Source organism: Streptomyces sp. NPDC087906, assembly GCF_055584925.1.
The window spans coordinates 21216-40647 of the sequence record NZ_JBVJLC010000011.1 but is presented as its reverse complement, the minus strand read 5'-3'; the positions used below and the strand labels follow the sequence as shown (position 1 = coordinate 40647).

General features: G+C 69.3%; 12 protein-coding genes. 5 read left to right on the top strand and 7 right to left on the bottom strand.

Annotated elements, in window-relative coordinates; translation table 11 throughout:
* Positions 1-3: 3 nt before the first annotated feature.
* Positions 4-966, top strand: coding sequence for a phosphotransferase (locus ACZ63I_RS27160; RefSeq protein ID WP_469341704.1), 963 nt, complete (start codon positions 4-6; stop codon positions 964-966).
* On the opposite strand, the gene ACZ63I_RS27155 is transcribed toward ACZ63I_RS27160, so the two are convergent.
* The 4 genes from ACZ63I_RS27155 to ACZ63I_RS27140 form a co-directional block, all read right to left on the bottom strand.
* Positions 963-2744, bottom strand: a complete 1782-nt coding sequence (locus ACZ63I_RS27155; RefSeq protein WP_469341702.1) for an ABC transporter ATP-binding protein — start codon at positions 2742-2744, stop codon at positions 963-965. The two genes, ACZ63I_RS27160 and ACZ63I_RS27155, sit on opposite strands and share 4 nt — an antisense overlap.
* On the bottom strand, positions 2741-4513 hold the full coding sequence (locus ACZ63I_RS27150) for an ABC transporter transmembrane domain-containing protein (protein WP_469341700.1): 1773 nt from the start codon (positions 4511-4513) through the stop codon (positions 2741-2743). Before ACZ63I_RS27150 ends, ACZ63I_RS27155 begins: the two co-directional genes overlap by 4 nt.
* Before the next feature lie 126 nt (positions 4514-4639).
* Positions 4640-7594: an FAD-binding and (Fe-S)-binding domain-containing protein gene (locus ACZ63I_RS27145; RefSeq protein WP_469341699.1), complete on the bottom strand. Its 2955-nt coding sequence runs from the start codon at positions 7592-7594 to the stop codon at positions 4640-4642.
* An 83-nt stretch (positions 7595-7677) separates the two neighbouring features.
* Positions 7678-8121 carry a MarR family winged helix-turn-helix transcriptional regulator gene (locus ACZ63I_RS27140; RefSeq protein WP_469341698.1) on the bottom strand — a complete coding sequence of 148 codons (444 nt, stop codon included), beginning with the start codon at positions 8119-8121 and terminating at the stop codon, positions 7678-7680.
* 95 nt (positions 8122-8216) lie between these two features.
* Here ACZ63I_RS27140 and ACZ63I_RS27135 point away from each other — a divergent pair, with 95 nt between their 5' ends.
* Together ACZ63I_RS27135 and mltG are read left to right on the top strand one after the other, a co-directional pair.
* Positions 8217-10055 (top strand): ABC transporter ATP-binding protein, encoded by a 1839-nt coding sequence (locus tag ACZ63I_RS27135; protein WP_469341696.1) that lies wholly within the window; start codon positions 8217-8219, stop codon positions 10053-10055.
* 393 nt (positions 10056-10448) lie between these two features.
* A complete protein-coding gene (mltG, locus tag ACZ63I_RS27130) occupies positions 10449-11309 on the top strand; it encodes an endolytic transglycosylase MltG (RefSeq protein WP_469341694.1) in 861 nt (286 codons plus the stop codon).
* A gap of 48 nt (positions 11310-11357) precedes the next feature.
* Here the strand turns inward: mltG and ACZ63I_RS27125 are convergent, their stop codons facing one another.
* Positions 11358-12443: an NAD(P)-binding domain-containing protein gene (locus tag ACZ63I_RS27125; RefSeq protein WP_469341961.1), complete on the bottom strand. Its 1086-nt coding sequence runs from the start codon at positions 12441-12443 to the stop codon at positions 11358-11360.
* Positions 12444-12547: 104 nt separating this feature from the next.
* Between ACZ63I_RS27125 and ACZ63I_RS27120 the strand changes: the two genes are divergently transcribed.
* On the top strand, positions 12548-12970 hold the full coding sequence (locus tag ACZ63I_RS27120) for a secondary thiamine-phosphate synthase enzyme YjbQ (protein WP_469341693.1): 423 nt from the start codon (positions 12548-12550) through the stop codon (positions 12968-12970).
* Between the two features lie 336 nt (positions 12971-13306).
* Here the strand turns inward: ACZ63I_RS27120 and ACZ63I_RS27115 are convergent, their stop codons facing one another.
* Both ACZ63I_RS27115 and ACZ63I_RS27110 read right to left on the bottom strand, forming a co-directional pair.
* Positions 13307-14284 carry a trypsin-like peptidase domain-containing protein gene (locus ACZ63I_RS27115; protein WP_469341692.1) on the bottom strand — a complete coding sequence of 326 codons (978 nt, stop codon included), beginning with the start codon at positions 14282-14284 and terminating at the stop codon, positions 13307-13309.
* 46 nt (positions 14285-14330) lie between these two features.
* Positions 14331-14951, bottom strand: coding sequence for a hypothetical protein (locus ACZ63I_RS27110; protein WP_469341690.1), 621 nt, complete (start codon positions 14949-14951; stop codon positions 14331-14333).
* Between the two features lie 173 nt (positions 14952-15124).
* Between ACZ63I_RS27110 and ACZ63I_RS27105 the strand changes: the two genes are divergently transcribed.
* A complete protein-coding gene (locus ACZ63I_RS27105; RefSeq protein ID WP_469341688.1) occupies positions 15125-19399 on the top strand; it encodes a DUF7779 domain-containing protein in 4275 nt (1424 codons plus the stop codon).
* Positions 19400-19432: the final 33 nt, after the last annotated feature.

The following is a 19432-nucleotide window of genomic DNA, read 5'->3' as shown; positions in this document are numbered from 1 at the left end:
CAGGTGACCGTGCCGCCCGCGCCGCTGTTCGACTCGGTCCTCCGGCGGATGTACCGGCGAGAGGGCGAGGCGGCCCTGCCCGCCCACATCGAGCAGACCTGCGGGATCACCCCCGCGAAGCTGACCACCCTCGACGTCGGGGTGTTCCGGGTGGACCGGAGCGACAAGGGCACACCGCTGGTGGCACGGCTGTTCTCCGCCGCGCGGCCCTACGCCGCCGCGGCGGCCGATCTCGCCGTGCTGCGCGCTCTCGCCGGGACCGGCTTCCCCGCCGAGCGGCCCTTCGGGGACGCGGCGCTCAGCAGCCACGAAGGCCAGGCCCTGCTCCTGACCGAGTTCGTCCGGCAGGTCCCCAAGGCCGACCGCCCCCCGTACCCCATCGTCTCCCTCGGCGCCCGGATCGGCCGGCTGCACCAACTCCCCGTGCCCGCCGGCGCCGACCGGCCCGCAGGGGCCCTGCACCACTTCGCCGAAGGGACGATGACCGACGAACTCCGGGCGGTGCAGGGCTGGCTCGACTCCGTCGCACCCCGGATGCCGCGCGGGAGCGCCGACGCACTCGACGCCCTGCGCACCGCCGTGGCCACCGCCGACGGCGGGGACGGCCTGCCCGAGGCGTTCGTCCACCCCGACCCCGTCCCCAAGAACGCGATCTTCACCGCCGAAGGCCCTGTCCTGGTCGACTGGACCTCGGCGGGACGCGGCCCCCGGCTCGCGTCCCTGACGCTCATCCTCAAGTCGGGATGGGCCGCGGCGCCGTTCCTCAAGGGCTACACCAAAGTGGCTGCCTTCACGGACGACGAACGCGACCGGCTCGGCGGGCTGCTCTTCAGCCGCAGGCTCATCGACGTGGTGTTCCGCGTCTGCCGCGAACCGGAGACCGTGACCGCCGCGGCAGGAAAGCTCGCGGCCCTGCGCCTCGACAGCGAGGCCAAGGCGCAGGGGCTGCGCGGCACCATGGGCTAGCCGTGCCACGAGCGCCACAGCGCCGCGTACGCCCCGTCCGCCGCCACCAGTTCGTCGTGGCTGCCCAGTTCGCTGATCCGGCCCCGCTCGACCACCGCGATCACATCCGCGTCATGCGCCGTGTGCAGCCGGTGCGCGATCGCCACCACCGTGCGCCCGTCCAGGACCCGGGCCAGTGAGCGCTCCAGATGGCGGGCGGCCCGGGGGTCGAGCAACGACGTCGCCTCGTCCAGCACCAGCGTGTGCGGGTCGGCCAGGACCAGCCGGGCCAGCGCCACCTGCTGCGCCTGCGCCGGGGTGAGCGCGACACTGCCCGAGCCCACTTCCGTGTCGAGCCCCGCGGCGAGGCCGCGCGCCCAGCCGTCGGCGTCGACCGCCTCCAGCGCCGTCCACAGCTCGGCGTCGTCGGCGCCCGTGCGGGCGAGCCGCAGATTGTCCCGCAGCGTGCCGACGAAGACATGGTGCTCCTGGTTGACCAGCGCCACATGCTGCCGCACCCGCTCGGCCGGCATCCGGGACAGCTCGGCGTCGCCCAGCGTGACCGTACCGGTCCGGGGGCCGTAGATACCGGCGAGCAGCCGCCCCAGCGTCGACTTGCCGGCGCCCGAAGGGCCGACCAGCGCCAGCCGGGTGCCGGGGCTGACGTTCAGGGTCACCCGGTGCAGTACGTCGACCCCTTCGCGGTAGCCGAAGTGCACCTCGTCCGCGCTGACCGCGCGGCCGGCGGGCACCACCGACTCGTCGCCCGCCGCCGGTTCGATGTCCCGTACGCCCACCAGCCGGGCGATGGACACCTGGGCGACCTGCAACTCGTCGTACCAGCGCAGGATCAGCCCCACCGGGTCGACCAGCATCTGCGCGAACAGCGCTCCCGTCGTGAGCTGGCCGACGTCGATCCACCCCTCCAGGACGAAGGCGCCGCCCATCACCAGGACCGCGAGGAAGATCACCACATTGGTCAGGTTGATGACCGGGAACAGCACCGAGCGCAGGAACAATGTGTACCGTTCCCACCCCGTCCACTCTTTGATCCGCCGGTCCGACAGCGCCACCCGGCGCCCGCCGAGCCGGTGCGCCTCCACCGTGCGGCCCGCGTCCACCGTCTCGGTCAGCATCGCCGCGACCGCCGCGTACCCCGCGGCCTCCGAGCGGTACGCGGAAGGCGCCCGCTTGAAGTACCAGCGGCAGCCGACGATCAGCAGCGGCAGCGCCACCAGCACGGCGAGACCCAGCGGCGGCGCCGTCACGGTCAGCGCGCCGACCAGCAGCAGCGCCCACACGACACCGATCGCGAGCTGCGGCACCGCCTCGCGCATGGCGTTGGCCAGCCGGTCGATGTCGGTGGTGATCCGGGACAGCAGATCGCCGGTCCCGGCCCGCTCCAGCACCCCCGGCGGCAGCCCGACCGACCGGACCAGGAAGTCCTCGCGCAGATCGGCCAGCATCTCCTCGCCGAGCATCGCCCCGCGCAGCCGGACCGTCCGGGTGAAGACGGTCTGGATGATCAGCGCGACCGTGAACACCGCGGCCACGCGCCCCAGATGCAGATCGCGCGCGCCGTCCGACAGATCCTCCACGATGTTGCCCAGCAGATACGGGCCCACCATCGAGGCGATCACCGAAACGGCGTTCACGGCGACCAGCACGACGAACGCCGTACGGTGCCGCTTCAGCAGCTCGGACACATACGCCCGGACCGTCGCGGGGGTGCCGACCGGCAGGGTCGTCGCGGACTCCGGGGCCGCCGGGTCGTGATCCGGTCGTGCCACGCCGATCATGCGGACTCCTCGATGAGCTGTTCCTGTTCGGTCTCGCGCGTGACGACCGCGCGGTACTCGCCGTTGTCGCGGACGAGTTCGCGGTGGCTGCCGGCGGCCACCGCGGCGCCGTCGTGCACGAACACCACCCGGTCAGCGTGGTCGAGCAGCAGCGGCGACGAGGCGAACACCACCGTCGTACGGCCGGCCCGCAGCGCCTTCACGCCCTCCGCGATCCGGGCCTCCGTGTGCGAGTCGACCGCCGACGTCGGCTCGTCGAGCACCAGCACCTCCGGGTCGGTGACCAGCGAACGGGCCAGCGCGAGACGCTGGCGCTGGCCGCCGGAGAGCGACCGGCCGCGCTCCGTGATCCGCGAGCGCATCGGATCGCCCGTACCGTCGACGGACGCCTGCACCAGCGCGTCGAGCACATCGCCGCACTGCGCCGCCGCCAGCGCCTTCTCCGGGTCGACGGCGCCCGACGACGGCACGTCGAGCAGCTCGGCGAGGGTCCCCGACAGCAGCACCGGATCCTTGTCCTGGACCAGCACACTGGCCCGCGCCGCGTCCAGCGGCAGATCGTCCAGCGCCACCCCGCCGAGCAGCACCGAAGCGCTCTTCTCCTCCTCGGCCGCATGCCCGCCCAGCCGCTCGGCCAGCCGGCCCGCCGCGTCCGGGTCGCCGCACACCACCGCGGTCAGCAGCCCGGCCGGGACGCGCAGCCCGGTCGCCGGGTCGTACAGATCGCCGGTCGGCCTGGCGTCGGCGAGACCGCCGCGCTCGGCCTCGTACGAGGTGCGCTCCAGCGCCAGCACCCGGGCGGCGCGCTTCGCCGAAGGCCGGGAGAAGGAGTACGCCATCGCGATCTCCTCGAACTGGCCGAGCGGGAAGATCAGCAGCGTGACCGCGCTGTAGACGGTCACGAGCTGCCCCGGGTCGATCCGGCCGTCCAGGGCGAGATTCGCCCCGTACCAGACCACCGTGATCAGCATGATCCCCGGCAGCAGCACCTGGACGGCGGAGATCAGCGACCACATCCTGGCGCTGCGCACGGCCGCCTTCCTGACCTCCTGCGAAGCGGCGCGGTAGCGGTCGAGGAACAGCTCCTCGCCGCCGATCCCGCGCAGCACCCGCAGCCCGGCGACGGTGTCCGAGGCCAGTTCGGTGGCCTTGCCCGCCTTGTCGCGCTGCACGTCGGCCCGCTGGGTGGCGCGCGGCAGCAGCGGCAGGACGGCGAGGGCCAGCACCGGTACGCCGATGGCGACCACCAGCCCCAGCGACGGCAGGTACCAGAGGAGCCCCGCGCAGATCAGCACGATCGCGCAGGCGGCGGCGAGGAAGCGGGAGACCGCCTCGACGAACCAGCCGATCTTCTCCACATCGCCGGTGGAGACGGCGACCACCTCACCGGCGGCGACCCGGCGGGTCAGCGCCGAACCCAGCTCCGCCGTCTTGCGGGCGAGCAGTTGCTGGAGCCGCGCCGCCGCCGTGATCCAGTTGGTGATGGCGGTGCGGTGCAGCATCGTGTCGCCGAGCGCGATCCCGACACCGAGTACGGCGATGAGGCCGCCGGCGAGTGCCAGCCGCGCGCCCGAGCGGTCCACGACCGCCTGCACGGCGAGGCCGGCGCCCACCGGCAGGCCGCCGACGGCCAGATGGTGCAGCAGGCCCCAGCCCAGCGCCTTGAGCTGGCCGCGCAACTGGTTGCGGCCCAGCCACAGCAGGAACCGGGGGCCCGACCGTGCGTCGGGGACCCCGGGGTCGGCGTACGGAAGGTCGCGAATCTGCATGATGTCCCATGACTCGTGGAGTGGCCCCAAACCGTGCAAGCTTCGCCTTCCGGGACCGCCCGGAGCAACGGCTTTTCCGCGCTGAGGTGGCAAAACGAGCCACCGGGCCGAGCGGGACGCGGCGGGTCAGGGGGCGGCGGGGCGGGTCACCCGCTCCAACTCCAACAGCACGGACCGGTAGTGGTGCCCGGTGGCCCGGTCCATGCCGATCTCGCACATCCGGTTCGCCGAGAGATACGCGTCGAAACTCCGTCCGGTGACCTCGGCCGCCTCATGGGCGGTGGCCGAATCCGTCAGCTCCTTGTGCAGCATGCCCCGGTCACCCGCGAAGGCGCAGCAGCGGGCGTCGTCCGGCACGTACACCTCATGGGCGCAGGCCTCGGCGACCGTACGCAACTGCTCCTCGTCGCCGAGATGGCGCATCGAGCAGGTCGGATGGACGACCGCCGAATCCGCCTTCCTGAGCACCGTCAGCCGGGGGAGCAGCGTGTCGGCCGCCCAGACGAGCGAGTCCACGACAGTCAGCTCCTTGTGCAACTGCCGGTTGTCGGGGGTGAGATACGGCACGACCTCCTCGGCGATACCGAGCGTGCAGGACGACGCGTCCACGATCAGCGGGAGCCGGCCGCCCGCCGTCCAGCGCCAGGCCGCCTCCACGATGCGGTTGGCCATCAGCCGGTTGCCCGCCTCGTACCCCTTCGAGTGCCAGATGGTCGCGCAGCAGGTGCCCGCCACATCGTCCGGGATCCAGACGGCCTGTCCGGCGCGGTCAGCGAGCGCGACGACGGCCTGCGGGAGCGACGGGCCCTTCTGGCCCTTGCGGCCTTCGCCGTCGGCCGAATCGCCGAAGATCCGGTTCACACAGGCGGGGTAGTAGACGGCCGTCGCCGCCCGCTTGTCCGTACGGGGCAGGGCGCGCGCTGCGGCGCCGGGGATCTCCGGCAGCCACTCGGGGACGAGATCGGGGCGCACCGCCGCGCGTGCCCTGCGGGTGACCGACTCCAGGAGCCGGTCGCTGATCCGGGTCGAAGCGGCGACGGCGAGCCGTGCGGACGCCTCGACCGCCTTGAAGTGCCGGGCGGTCAGCTCGGCGATCCGCTCCTCACGCGGGGAGTGCCGCTGATGCCGGAAGTCCTTCATCATCGCACCGGTGTCGATGCCGACGGGGCAGGCCAGCTTGCAGGTGGAGTCGCCGGCGCAGGTGTCCACCGCGTCGTAGCCGTAACTCTCCAGCAGATTCGACTCGACGGGGGAGCCGCCAGGCTGGCGCATCATCTCCCTGCGCAGCACGATGCGCTGGCGCGGGGTGGTCGTCAGGTCGTGGCTGGGGCAGGTCGGTTCGCAGAAGCCGCACTCGATACAGGGGTCGGCGACGGCCTCGACCTCGGGGATGGTCTTGAGGCCGCGCAGATGCGCCTTCGGATCGCGGTCGAGCACGATGCGCGGGGCCAGCACCCCTGCGGGGTCGATGATCTGCTTCGTCCGCCACATCAACTCCGTGGCCCGCGGCCCCCATTCCAGTTCGAGGAAGGGCGCGATGTTGCGTCCGGTGGCGTGTTCGGCCTTGAGCGAGCCGTCGAAGCGCTCCACCACCAGCCGGCAGAACTCGTCCATGAACGCCGCGTACCGCTCGACGTCCGCCTCCTTCGCCGCGTTGAACGCGAGCAGGAAGTGCAGATTGCCGTGCGCGGCATGACCGGCCACCGCCGCGTCGAAGCCGTGCCTGGTCTGCAGTTCGAGCAGCGCCTCGCAGGCGTCGGCGAGCCGCGACGGCGGTACGGCGAAGTCCTCGGTGATCAGCGTCGTACCGGACGGGCGCGCGCCGCCGACCGCCGTGACGAACGCCTTGCGCGCCTTCCAGTACCCGCTGATCACCGCCGCCTCGCGGGTGAAGGTGTTGGTCACCGACGCCACGGGCGCGACCAGGTCGAGCCCCTTCATGGCGTCGGCGGCGGCCTGCTCGTACGCCTCCTGGCCCGCTTCGTCGGGGGCCCGGAACTCCACCAGCAGGGCCGCTGTCGAGCGGGGCAGCCCGGCCCAGTCGGCGGGCACCCCGGCGACGCTCACCGAGGCGCGGAGTGTGTTGCCGTCCATCAGCTCGACGGCGATGGCGCCGGCCTCGGTGAAGCGCGGCACGGCCGCCGCGGCGGCGGGCAGGGAGGGGAAGAACAGCAGCGCCGTGCTGACCTTCCGGTCGAGCGGCAGGGTGTCGAAGACGATGTCCGAGATGAAGCCGAACGTGCCCTCGGAGCCGACCATCAGACCGCGCAGGATCCGCACGGGCGTCGCGCCGTCCAGGAAGGCGTCGAGCCGGTAGCCGTTGGTGTTCTTGATCTCGTACTTGGCGCGGATCCGCGCGGTCAGCGCCGCGTCCGCCTCGATCTCCGCCTTCACCGCGAGCAGCCCGGCACACAGCTCGGGCTCGGCGCGCGCCAGTTTCTCTTCGGCGTCCGGCGCCGCCGTGTCGACGACCGTGCCGCTCGGCAGGACGAAGGTCAGCGAAGCGACCGTGCGGTAGGAGTTGCGGGTGATGCCCGCCGTCATCCCCGACGCGTTGTTGGCGACGACCCCGCCGACGGTGCAGGCGATGGCGCTCGCCGGGTCGGGGCCGAGCAGCCGGCCGTGCCGGGCGAGCGTGGCATTGGCGCGCGCCACCGTCGTACCGGGGCTGACCCGGGCCCGTGCGCCGTCGTCCAGCACCTCGACACCCGTCCAGTGCCTGCGGACGTCGACCAGGATGTCCTCGCCCTGCGCCTGGCCGTTCAACGAGGTGCCCGCCGCTCGGAAGACCACCTCGCGGCCCGCGCGGTGCGCGTACCCGAGCACGGCCGAGATCTCCGCGATGTCGCGCGGCACCACGACCACCTGCGGGAGGAAGCGGTACGGGCTGGCGTCGGACGCGTACCGCACGAGGTCGGAGATCTTCGAGAGCACCCGGTCCGGACCGAGGAGGGCGATCAGCTCGTCGCGCAGCGTCTCGGGGCTGCCCTTGGCCCGGTCGTCGGCGACCCGGTCATGGGCGGCCGGACCCTTGGTACGACGCGGGCGGAGCGCCTGCGGCTTCGGCTCCAGCAGTGGCATGAACGGGCTCCTCGACGGTCGTCGTACGCGGTGACGCGGGCGGCGGCCGGCAGTGCGACGCTGGTCAGCGGCGCCCCCTGCGATCAGCAGCGCCGCTCCGGCCCTCCGTCCACCAGGGTAGACAGCAGCCCGCCGAGCACGTCGCGCTGGTCCGCGTCGAGCGGCGCCAGGATGTCCTCGGCCGCCGAACGGCGGGCCGTACGGAGCGAACGCAGCGTCTCGCGCCCGGCCTCGGTCAGCTCGATCCGCACCACCCGGCGGTTGGTCGGGTCGGGCGCCCGCCGCACCCACCCGCTGGACTCCAGACCGTCCACCAGCGTCGTCACCGCGCGCGGCACCACCTCAAGGCGGGCCGCCAGATCGGCCATCCGGGGCGGCTCCTCGTACGCGGCGACCGCGCGCAGCAGGCGGGCCTGCGCCGGGGTGATGCCGATCGGCTCCAACTGGCGCTTCTGGATGCGGTGGAGCCGGCGGTTCAGCCGCAGCAACTGCTCGGCCAGCATGCCGTCGCGGTCGGGGGAGTCCATACGGGAACAATACCAGGACGGCGCTCATTGTGTACATAGGTAACAGTGAGCTATGCTCGCCGAGACCGCTCCCGTATCCGCTTCCGAAGGAGCCCATGAAACCCGAAGCGTCCACCTGGACACCCCCGGACCGCACCGGCGGCCCCGGGCAGCCGGAGCCCCCCGCCCAGTTGCGGCGCATCTTCGGCCTCTTCCGCCCCTACCGCGGCCGGCTCGCCGTCGTCGGGCTGCTCGTCGGCGCCTCGTCGCTGGTCTCCGTCGCCTCGCCGTTCATGCTGCGGGCGATCCTCGACACCGCGATCCCGCAGGGGCGCACGGGCCTGCTGACGCTGCTCGCGCTCGGCATGATCGCCACCGCCGTCGTCAACAGCGTCTTCAGCGTGCTCCAGACGCTCATCTCGACCACGGTCGGCCAGCGCGTCATGCACGACCTGCGCACCGCCGTCTACGGCCAGCTCCAGCGCATGCCGCTCGCCTTCTTCACCAGGACCAGGACCGGCGAGGTCCAGTCCAGGATCGCCAACGACATCGGCGGCATGCAGGCGACCGTCACCTCGACGGCCACCTCGCTCGTCTCCAACCTCACCTCCGTCATCGCGACCGTCGTCGCGATGCTCGCGCTGGACTGGCGGCTGACGATCGTGTCGATGCTGCTGCTGCCGGTCTTCGTCTGGATCAGCCGCCGCGTCGGCCGCGAGCGCAAGAAGATCACCACCCACCGCCAGCGCCAGATGGCCACGATGGCGGCCACCGTCACCGAGTCGCTGTCCGTCAGCGGCATCCTGCTCGGCCGCACGATGGGCCGGGCCGACTCCCTCACCAAGACCTTCGCCGACGAGTCCGAGCAGCTCGTCGACCTGGAGATCCGCTCCAACATGGCGGGGCGCTGGCGGATGTCGACCATCGGCATCGTCATGGCCGCCATGCCGGCCGTCATCTACTGGGTGGCGGGCATGGCGCTGCACAGCCAGGGACCCGCCGTCTCCATCGGCACCCTCGTCGCCTTCGTCTCGCTCCAGCAGGGCCTCTTCCGCCCGGCGGTGAGCCTGCTCGCCACCGGCGTGCAGATGCAGACGTCGCTCGCCCTCTTCCAGCGCATCTTCGAATACCTCGACCTGCCGGTGGACATCACCGAGCCCGACGAGCCGGTCAGGATCGAGCGGGTCGCCGGGGAGGTCCGCTTCGACAAGGTCGACTTCGCCTACGACGACAAGGGCGCCCCGACCCTCACCGGCATCGACCTGACCGTCCCGGCGGGCGGCAGCCTCGCCGTCGTCGGCCCCACCGGATCCGGCAAGTCGACGCTCAGCTATCTCGTCCCCCGGCTGTACGACGTGACGGGCGGCCGGGTCCAGCTCGACGGCGTCGACGTCCGCGACCTGGACTTCGACACGCTGGCCCGCGCGGTCGGCGTGGTCTCCCAGGAGACCTATCTCTTCCACGCGTCCGTCGCGGAGAACCTGCGGTTCGCCAAGCCCGAGGCCACGGCCGAGGAGATCGAGACGGCCGCGCGGGCCGCCCAGATCCACGACCACATCGTGTCGCTGCCCGACGGCTACGACACGCTGGTCGGCGAGCGCGGTTACCGCTTCTCCGGAGGCGAGAAGCAGCGGCTGGCCATCGCCCGTACGATCCTGCGCGACCCGCCCGTGCTGATCCTCGACGAGGCGACCAGCGCCCTGGACACCCGCACCGAACACGCGGTGCAGCAGGCGATCGACGCGCTCTCGGCGGGCCGTACGACCATCACCATCGCCCACCGGCTCTCCACCGTCAGGGACGCGGACCAGATCGTCGTCCTGGACGCGGGCCGTATCGCCGAGCGGGGCACGCACGAGGAGCTGGTCGAGCGCGACGGCCGCTACGCGGACCTGCTCCGCAGGGGCGAGTCGGCCGACCGGCCCTCCGACGGTCTTGCGGCGGTCTCCTCGTGAGGCCGTCCCCTGCTGAGAACGCGGCAGCGCCGCTGCTCCCGTGGGACGGGAAGCAGCGGCGCCGGGCTCGCGGTCGAGATGTCAGACGAGCCAGCCCACGAAGTGGACGAGGCCGGCGAGCAGGTTGGTGATGACGTTCATGGGGGTGTTTCTCCTCAGTACGTAATGCTGATCTGGGACTGCGCGGCTCCGGTCTGCAGCCCGTCGCTTGCGCCCCGTAAGCATCACGCTTCACAGAGTGATCGGGCAATGGAAATCCTGACGATCACACCTTCTGACGAACATCCGATCCCACGTTCGTTTGTTCGTGCTTGTGGCGCGGTCGGGGGCGGCGTCCGTGTCGTCGCAGCTCAGCTACCGGATTCGGTGATCACTCCGGGTTAGCGTGCCCGCATGACCCACCACCCTCCGCGCACCGGACCCGGCCGCCGCACCCGGCTGACCCGCCGGGGCCGGCTGGTCGTGCTGACGGGCGCCCTGCTCGCGGTGGCGACCGCCGTCGCCGTGCCCGTCCTGCTGCTGACCGGTGACGGCAGCGGCGGCGGAGGAGGCGGTGAGCAGGCCACCCTGGTCGTGCCGGAGGGCCGCCGCGCCACCCAGGTGTACGCCGCCGCCGACCGCGCGCTCGCCGTCCCCGCCGGTACGACCCGCAGGGCGGCGACGGGCGGCGCGCTCACGCTGCCGACCGCCGCCCGTAACAACCCCGAGGGCTATCTCTACCCCGCCACCTATCCGGTCGGCCGGGGGACGACAGCGGCGAGCCTGCTCAGCTTCATGGTCAACACCGCGAACCAGCGCTTCGGCGCCGACCGGATCGCCGCCGGGGCCCGGCGCAACGGGGTGACGGTCTACCAGACCGTGACGATCGCCAGCATCGTGCAGGCGGAGGCGGCGACCGCGGCCGACATGGGCAAGGTCGCCAGGGTCGTGCACAACCGGCTGGCCATGGACATGCCCCTGCAGATGGACTCGACCCTCAACTACGCCCTGGGCCGCGCCACACTGGACACCAGCCACGACGACACGAAGACCAGGAGCCCGTACAACACCTACGCGCACCGGGGGCTGCCGCCCACCCCGATCGGCAACCCCGGGGATGCGGCGATGAACGCGGCGATCAACCCGACCCCGGGACACTGGCTGTACTTCGTCACCGTCGCCGACGGCGACACCCGGTTCGCCGAGACCTACGAGGAACAGCGCAGAAACGTCCGGGAGTTCAACGAGAACCGCAGCCGCCCGAGCGCCAACTGACCGTGAGCGCCAACTGACCCCGCTCGGCGGCGACTCGAACCCGGCGGCTCAGACCCGGACCGCCACGCCCGCCGGCTCCCTGGCCAGCAGCCGCCTGATGTCCCGTACGGCGGTACGCCCCGCCCTGTTGGCGCCGATCGTGGAGGCCGAAGGCCCGTACCCGACGAGATGGACCCGTTCGTCCCGTACGGCGCGCGTCTCCTCGACCCGGATGCCGCCGCCCGGCTCGCGCAGCCGCAGCGGCGCCAGATGGTCGACGGCAGGCCGGAAGCCCGTCGCCCAGAGGATCACATCGGCGGCCACCCGCCGGCCGTCGTCCCAGGCCACCCCGTCCGGGGTGATCCGGTCGAACATCGGCTGCCGGTCGAGCACACCGTCCGTGCGCGCCTGCCGGATCGCGTCGGTCAGCGGCAGCCCCGTCACCGAGACGACACTCAGCGGCGGCAGGCCGCGCCGTACCCGCTCCTCGACGAGAGCGACGGCGGCCCGCCCCTGCTCCTCGCCGAACGGGCCTTCGCGGTAGACCGGTTCGCGCCGGGTCACCCAGGTGGTGTCCGCCGCCACCGGCGCGATCTCCATCAGATGCTGGGTCCCCGAAGCGCCGCCGCCCACCACGACCACCCGCAACCCGGCGAACTCGGCGGGTCCTTGGTAGTGCGCCGTGTGCAACTGCCGCCCCCGGAAGGTCTCCTGGCCGGGGTAGCGGGGCCAGAACGGACGGTCCCAGGTACCGGTGGCGTTGATCACCGCGCGGGCCCGCCACACCCCCTCGGACGTCTCCACCAGCAGCCGCCCCGCCTCGCCGTCGCGCACCGCCGAGACCTCCACCGGCCGGTGCACCCGCAGGTCGAACCGTTCCTCGTACGCGGTGAAGTACGCGCCGATCACCTCGGCCGACGGGCGCCCGGCGTCGGCGTCCGTACTGACCAGCTCCATACCGGGCAGCGCGTGCATGCCGTGCACCTTGCCGTAGGTCAGCGAAGGCCAGCGGAACTGCCAGGCGCCGCCGGGGTGCGGTGCGTGGTCGAGCACGACGAAGTCGCGGTCCGGCTCGAATCCCGTGCGCCGCAGGTGGTAGCCGCTCGACAGACCGGCCTGGCCGGCGCCGACGACCACCACGTCCACATCGCGCACGTCCGTACCGCGCACCCCGAAGTCGTTCACGCTTCTGCCAACAGCTCCGAAACCGGGGATCTTCCCGTGCGCGCCGGACCCCCTCACACGGCACGATAGGGGCTATGTCACACGCATTCACCACCAGGATCCTGCACATCGACAGCGGCAGCGAAGAGGCGGTCATCGACCTGACCCGGGACTGCGCCGCGTTCCTGCACGACGTGGCGGACGGCCGCGACGGCCTGCTGAACGTGTTCGTGCCGCACGCCACGGCGGGGGTGGCCCTCATCGAGACGGGCGCGGGCAGCGACGAGGACCTGCTCAGCCAGCTCAGGACCCTGCTCCCCGCCGACAACCGCTGGCAGCACCGGCACGGCAGCCCCGGCCACGGCAGGGACCACGTCCTCCCGGCGCTCGTACCCCCGCACGCCACCCTGCCGGTCGTCGCCGGCCGACTGGAGCTGGGTACGTGGCAGTCGGTGTGCCTGGTCGACACGAACGTCGACAACGAGAGCCGTCAGGTGCGGCTGAGCTTTCTCGGCTGATGCGCGTGACGGCACCTTAGCGTCGAAGTCCGAACGCACCTCGGCTCGCCAAACCAGCTCATTGGGTCCATGTTCCTGGGTGCGGTCGGGTGGCGGCATCTGAAGCCACGACCTCTCCGAACGATGGCATTACGCTTAGATCGTGTCCGCAAAGTCTCGCCTGGCTCAGGGTGGCCAGCAGGCAAGCTCGCGGCGCTGCGAAGTGTCTGGGTAGGTCCGCCACAAGGGCACTGCAGCGTTTGCGATCGCACGCACCTGCTCCTGCGAGCCCCGCCTGCATGCGACGACGCTACTCTGCGACGCTCCCCAGGGCTGTATCGGCGGTCTCCTTCCTGGTCAACGTGACGCCTCAATGATGCGGTTGATGTTGGTGCCCACGTTGCTTCGGATCCTCGGGCGGCCCGAGAACCGAGGCCGTTCGTGGATGCCGCGGTGCAGTGCGACCAGATGCCAGGAGTGGTCAAAGACGGGGGCGCCGGACGACCCGTAATAGGTGTCCGTCAGGTAGTAGAGGAGGTGTTCGTCCCGTTTGACGACCGCGTTGTGGTGAAGGGCGAGCTGTTTGTGGCCACCGAAGGGGTGCTGGATGATGTTGACGTATCGCGGTTGAGAGGTAACTGGAACCATCTCTATAGCGCCGTAGGTGTCGTTGGGACTCCCGGCGACTGCTACTACCGTCCAGTCGTCCTCCGCCTGCGGGGAGGTGCGGTAGAACGCTTCCGGCCGGAGCCGGTAGGTCGTACCCGCCCGTTCTCTCCCGTCAGTTCCCAACTCGTAACCGAAGATCGCCTTGGCTTTCTCGGCCGCCTCGGGCGTCGGCAGCACGTGATTGTTGGTGACCAGCAGGTTGCCGTCGATCAGGAAGCCGGTACCGGATTTTCCGTCGGCCTGGAGCAGAGCCACAGACCGCGCGATCTTCTGTCCCCTGGCGAGAAAGTGGACGGGCAGGAGAGTGCTCTGAGCCTCCATGAGGGCCTCGGCCCGGATGAAGTCCGCCTCCGTAGGCTCTGGTTGCGATGAGCCAACGGCGATCGACCGCGCGCCGCTGTCATCCGTCAGCGACCCGAGCCGTGCCTGGTGCAGCAGCGGATCGTCCGGAAAGTCCTCAAGAGCCACACCGACGACAGCATCAGTCAGCCCCCTCAAGGATGCCTCTCGCAAAACGGCGTACCACATGTCCAACGGGCTACCAACGAGGGCAATATGGGCGAGTGGGAGCCCTGCCTGCTCGATAACCCTGCGGGTGGGCGTCGGCTCTGGGTAGTACATGGCGAGTAGCCGGTTCAGGGCCGTCAGGGAAGGAGTCCAATGCATGTCAAGTTCCTCGTCGTCCTATGCCGGTGCTTCGTGAGCGTGCCGCTCACGCTCCGAGATCCGTCGGCCGAACAGGGTCCGCAGTCCGGGCCTGAGCGGGCGTGGCTGTCGTGTGACCCGTCGCCGAAGGGGTCTGCGGCAATCCGTGCACAGGTCGCAGCAGCGCCATGATGAGACCGATCATCGTGGTGCCGACCAGCAGCACGAGGGCACTCAAACCCGGCCGATACCAGTCCACTGTCTCGAACGGAGAGTTCGGGAGGCTGAAGGCCCAGAACAGGAAAGCCGCCGACGCGGAAGCCATCTCTGGCCAGGGCCACATCCGTGCGGATCGTGGCAGCGGGGCGCCGCCTGCCCTCATCTTCAAGGCGTAGCTGATCCAGGTGACAACCGGAGTGAGCGCCAGGGTGACCCACATCAGAATCCACTGCCCGTCTTGAGGCCTTGAACTGGGCGAGTGGAGTGTGGAAGCGGCCGCGACATAGATCGTCACGATCTCGGTGGGTATATAAGTGACGATCATTTCGGACGCTTTTGCGACGGTGGTCGACCCTGGCTGAGCCTCAGGGTCCACGGGCCCGGCGGGCAGAGTCTCCGGAATGATCCGCGGCCGGCTGGCCTCGTGCGCGGACTTCACGGCCCGGGTCGTCATCGCGTGCACACTCATGGCTGCCTCTCCTCTTCGCGGCAAGTCTCCAGGATGACGGCTAGACTGACTATATTTCCGTAAGATCAGCAAAATACCGACGGCCCGTCATGCAAGGCAGCAGCACGCCGGACAAGCGCGGCCGTCGAGGGGCATTCCAGACGCGTATCCGATCTTGAGGACGGTCACGTACGGTGTTGTGGCAGGAGCATAGAAAGGGCGTCCTCAACGAGCTGGCGTCGCTCTACGACCTCCCTCTGTCGGCTGAGCGAATCCTTGGAAACGCCGGTCTGGAAGTGCAACCCTTGCGCGAGGTCGCGGCCAGGGACATGTGGTTCCAGATCCTGAAGGAGCTCGGACTTGACCCGGCGACTGTGACCCGACTGCTTCGGGCTGTGATTGAGGACGGTAAGGCGGCGCCTGCTACCGAGCGTGCTCTTGCCGAACTCACCCAGCCCGAGCGCGAGACAGATGGGAACAGGCCGAGCGGAGACGCCGCACCCGCGCAGTGGATCAACCGCAAGCGAGCGGTCAAACACTTCATTCCGCGGGATTCTCTGCTGGAGAGTCTGCAGGACAAACTTAGGACCGATGGCGCGGAGGTGCCGCTCGTGGCCCTGGTTGGGCTCGGCGGCATCGGGAAAACTCAACTTGCCCTCCGACACTGCCAGTTGGTCGAAAGTCAGACCCAGCATATCCTCTGGTTGCGTGCCCAGGACCGACCGGCGCTTGTCTCGGAGGTGGCGAAACTGGGTAGGCAACTGGGCCTGGAGGAGAGCGCGAACTCCGATGACGAGATCATGATCCGCTTCAAGGAACACCTTGAGACAGAGGCCCGCACCTGGCTTGTCGTGTTGGACAACCTCGAGTCGGTCGCGGACGTGAAGGACTTGTTGCCGGCGGTCGGCAATGGCGCAGTACTTGCCACGACGCGCAACCGGAATGAGGTGACCGACTTTGACTGCATCGACGTCGGCGCACTGGACCCGATCGCCTCGGCCAGTCATCTCGTCACCGTTACGGACCGGGACGACCACCCCGGGGCCATCATGCTCGCTGTCGCGCTCGGAGGGTTGCCGCTGGCCCTCGCGCACGCCGGTGCCTACATCCGTAAGCACCAGATCGGCTTCCAGGAGTACCGGGAGACGCTGGAAAACCTCCCCGCGCGAGAGCTTCTGACTGACGCGCCGTCCATGTTCTACGAGGGTGCGATTGCGAGTACTTGGAAGCGGTCCGTCAAGGCCGCTGTCGACTACTCACCTTTGGCTGAGGACCTCCTCGGTCGGCTGAGCTTCATTGAATCTGACGGCATATCCCGCGAGTTGGTGGACGGGTCGGCGGCAGCTCTAGCGCTTCAGGTGCGGCGGTCGGACTTGCGTCATGCCGCAGGCGCGTTGGCCGGTTATTCGCTGATCGACCTGGACGATGCCCAGGTGTCCGTGCACCGGATGGTACAGAAAGTGACGAGGGAGGACGCCCAGGCAGAGAAGGTTGCCGACCGGCACGTCGACGAGCTTCTCCGAATCTTCCGCAATGCCTTCGAGTCGTACGCCGCCGCGGAACGCTCCTGGCCTGAGATGTACGAGCTCGTCCCGCACGTGCTCATGGTGCGGTACTGGATCAGCCGGGCGTTCCAGGAGCCCGAAAGAGAACCACTCGCGAAGGGCGCCGACGACACCGTCGCCACCGTACTCCGCAACGGTCTGGTCGGGCTCGCTGCGTCGCCGGTTGGGCTCATCGACAGCACCAGCGAGGCGTTCGAAACGCTTCGCAAGCTGCGCTGGACCGCTCTCAAGGCACCCCTCGAAGGCCATCTGGGACTGTTGCTGCGGCTGTGCCTCGGCGAGGACAACGACGCGAAGCAGGCCATGGCCGCCTGCCGTGCAGTCGTCGAACACGGCAGTGACCGAGAGATCGCCGCGTTGTTCTTTCTGACGGTGCACGGCCATCGCGCCTCCATCCACATGCTCTACCTGAGACAGCAGAACCGCGTCACCGAGGTACTCCGCAACCACCCCGATTGGACGGGATGCGTACGGTTCGCCAGCGCGGTACCGAAGCCGGGGCCGGTAGAGGAAGCGGTGCTGCGGGCTGGCGTCGTTGCTGGAGACCACCAGGCCACGACGCACTGGCTGTCGCTACTCAAGGGGCGGTCCGCTGCGGCCGCTGAGAAGGAGTTGCGTAAGTGTCAGGGCGTCAGCGAGCACGTCACCCTGGCGCTGGCTGGCAACCTGCAGCGCCGTGGACGCACGGCTGAGGCGATCGAAGTCTTACGGGACGGCCTGCACCTGGGATCACGTGTCCCGCTCAGTCTTGCTGCGGCCCTCAAGCACGACGAGCGGTCTGACGAGGCGCGCGACGTACTCGAACGGTTCGCCGGGCACATTCCCGAGGCAGCGGTCGAGTTCGCCCGTATCCTGCTGCAGGAGGGCAACACAGCCAGAGCTGAACAGTTGCTTTCCTGTTTCCCCGCGAGCGAGCCGCATACCGCGGTGGCCAAGGCCAAGTTGCTAGCCAAACTGGGCCGACGGGATGAGATCGAGGCCACACTGAGGGTCGCAGCCAGAGTCTGGCCAAAGGCGGCCATAGAATTGTCGGAGGTGCTCTACCGCAAGGGCGACGTCATCGGTGCGATAGTGATAATCAAGCCCTTTATCGACAAGGACGCGCGAGCGGACAGCCAGGCCACGCGCATTGTACAGCGCACCCCCATCCGGGACCCGAACTTCGCCAAGGTCATCTCGGCTCTCACCTCGGACAGGTTCGCAGCGGACCATCGAAATAAGAAGAATCGCGGGCGCCATCCGCTCGCTGCCGATGTTCTGACCACCGTCCGACTTCTGGCGTCCGAAGGCCGGTGGCATGACATTGTCCAAGAGGTCGCGCCGATGCTGGAGTCCGACCGGACGAATTCGTACACCTACGGCAAAGCCGTCGTGCGAACGGCCGAGCGGCTGACCGCCTCGGGTGATGGGCAGACCGCACACCAACTCCTGGCGTACTTTGCCGGACTGCCGTCGGTCCGCCTGCACATGGCCCGTTCCAAAATCAAAGCGGGAGAATACGAGGAGGCCCTGGATCTCGTCGCCCCACATGGAGAGCTCAGCCCGTCGAACGAACCTCTGGCCCTGGAGATCGCCGCGATCCAACGTGATGCGGGAGATCCTGAGGCAGCGCTATCCACACTGGTCAGCGTCGAGCGACAGACCGTATCGATCATCCAGCGCACAGCCGAATCGCTCGCGCAGTTGGGGCGGGTTCAGGAGGCGCTGCCCTTGCTTGAGCCGCATGCGAGTAACCCCCATATCGCGCATACCCTAAGAAAGCTGCTTCGGGGGCAGGATCTTACCGAACAGAGCAAGTTGCTTCTCGAGCAGACGCCCTCTTTGAGGCCCGGCAGGAATACTGCCACCTCGTTTAGGGCCAATAACGCTGACATAGAGCGCCAACTTGCGCAGGCCGATGCCGAGTGGTTTTTCGGTGATCCGCGCAAGGCGCTCCCGCTTTATGAAACACTGGCGTCCGGCAACCTCCGGGCGGCGATCCGCCTGGTCGCATGTCTACTTTGTCTCGACGAGCACGACGGGGCGCTGGATTTCCTCGCAGGCAATCTAGGCGCCCATGTCGATTTGATACCTCTGACTGTCGAAGTCTGCGCCGAAAAATATGGCCTGACACGGGCGGAGAGTATCATTGGCGAATTTCTGCCGAATCGGCCGCATGCTGTCCTCGGCCTTACATGGTTGGCAATGCGGGAGCCGCAGCAGCCGCGATTCCACGAGTTCGCGGGGCTGATTCGGGGGCAGGATGCCATCCAATCGATCGGAGATCTACTGAAAGGGGACCTCAAGGATCCGGAGCGCGCGCGCCACCTGGCGAGACATCTGCGTAGGCAAGGCATGCTCGGCTTTGCCGAGGATGTGCTTAGGCCACACCAGGCGGACCATGCGGCGCGGGTCGATTTCGCCGAGCTGAAGCGGAGACGCCTGGACTTCTCGGGGAGCCAGGAGTTGCTCGCCAGCATTAGTACGCAGGATCTACCGGCAGCCTGCGGACTGGCGACTACGTGGCTTCGCAACGGCCAGCCGGAGCGCGCTGCGGAGACCTTGGAGGCATACCGGGGCGGAGTCGGGCAGGTGACTAGTCTGGGTTCCTATCTACGCACCGTCCGAGATCATCCGGATCATGCTGTCATCATTGCCAAGAACTTTATGGGCTGGCGTCAGATGGGCTGCGTCTTCGAGGTTCTGCAGACGCCTCGTGAAGGGAATGACAAGCGCCTACGGGAGATGCGCAAGCTGCCGGGCGTCGCGCTAAACTCGCACGAAATCCGAGCTGTTGAACGCTACCGGACCCGGGCGCTGTTCAGAGACCGGCAGCGGGCCGTGGTGGTGTGGCCAGATTTCCGCGAGGGACTTCGGAAGGTGGCGAATCTACGGCGCATACAGTCAATCCGTAGATCCGGCTGACGCTCACTTGCGCCCTGGCCTTACTGCCGCAGT

Coding starts and splice junctions, on each gene's coding strand:
- ACZ63I_RS27155 (WP_469341702.1), bottom strand. CDS start 2,744: ATGATCGGCGTGGCACGACCGGATCACGACCCGGCGGCCCCGGAGTCC.
- ACZ63I_RS27150 (WP_469341700.1), bottom strand. CDS start 4,513: ATGCAGATTCGCGACCTTCCGTACGCCGACCCCGGGGTCCCCGACGCA.
- ACZ63I_RS27145 (WP_469341699.1), bottom strand. CDS start 7,594: ATGCCACTGCTGGAGCCGAAGCCGCAGGCGCTCCGCCCGCGTCGTACC.
- ACZ63I_RS27140 (WP_469341698.1), bottom strand. CDS start 8,121: ATGGACTCCCCCGACCGCGACGGCATGCTGGCCGAGCAGTTGCTGCGG.
- ACZ63I_RS27135 (WP_469341696.1), top strand. CDS start 8,217: ATGAAACCCGAAGCGTCCACCTGGACACCCCCGGACCGCACCGGCGGC.
- mltG (WP_469341694.1), top strand. CDS start 10,449: ATGACCCACCACCCTCCGCGCACCGGACCCGGCCGCCGCACCCGGCTG.
- ACZ63I_RS27120 (WP_469341693.1), top strand. CDS start 12,548: ATGTCACACGCATTCACCACCAGGATCCTGCACATCGACAGCGGCAGC.
- ACZ63I_RS27115 (WP_469341692.1), bottom strand. CDS start 14,284: ATGCATTGGACTCCTTCCCTGACGGCCCTGAACCGGCTACTCGCCATG.
- ACZ63I_RS27110 (WP_469341690.1), bottom strand. CDS start 14,951: ATGAGTGTGCACGCGATGACGACCCGGGCCGTGAAGTCCGCGCACGAG.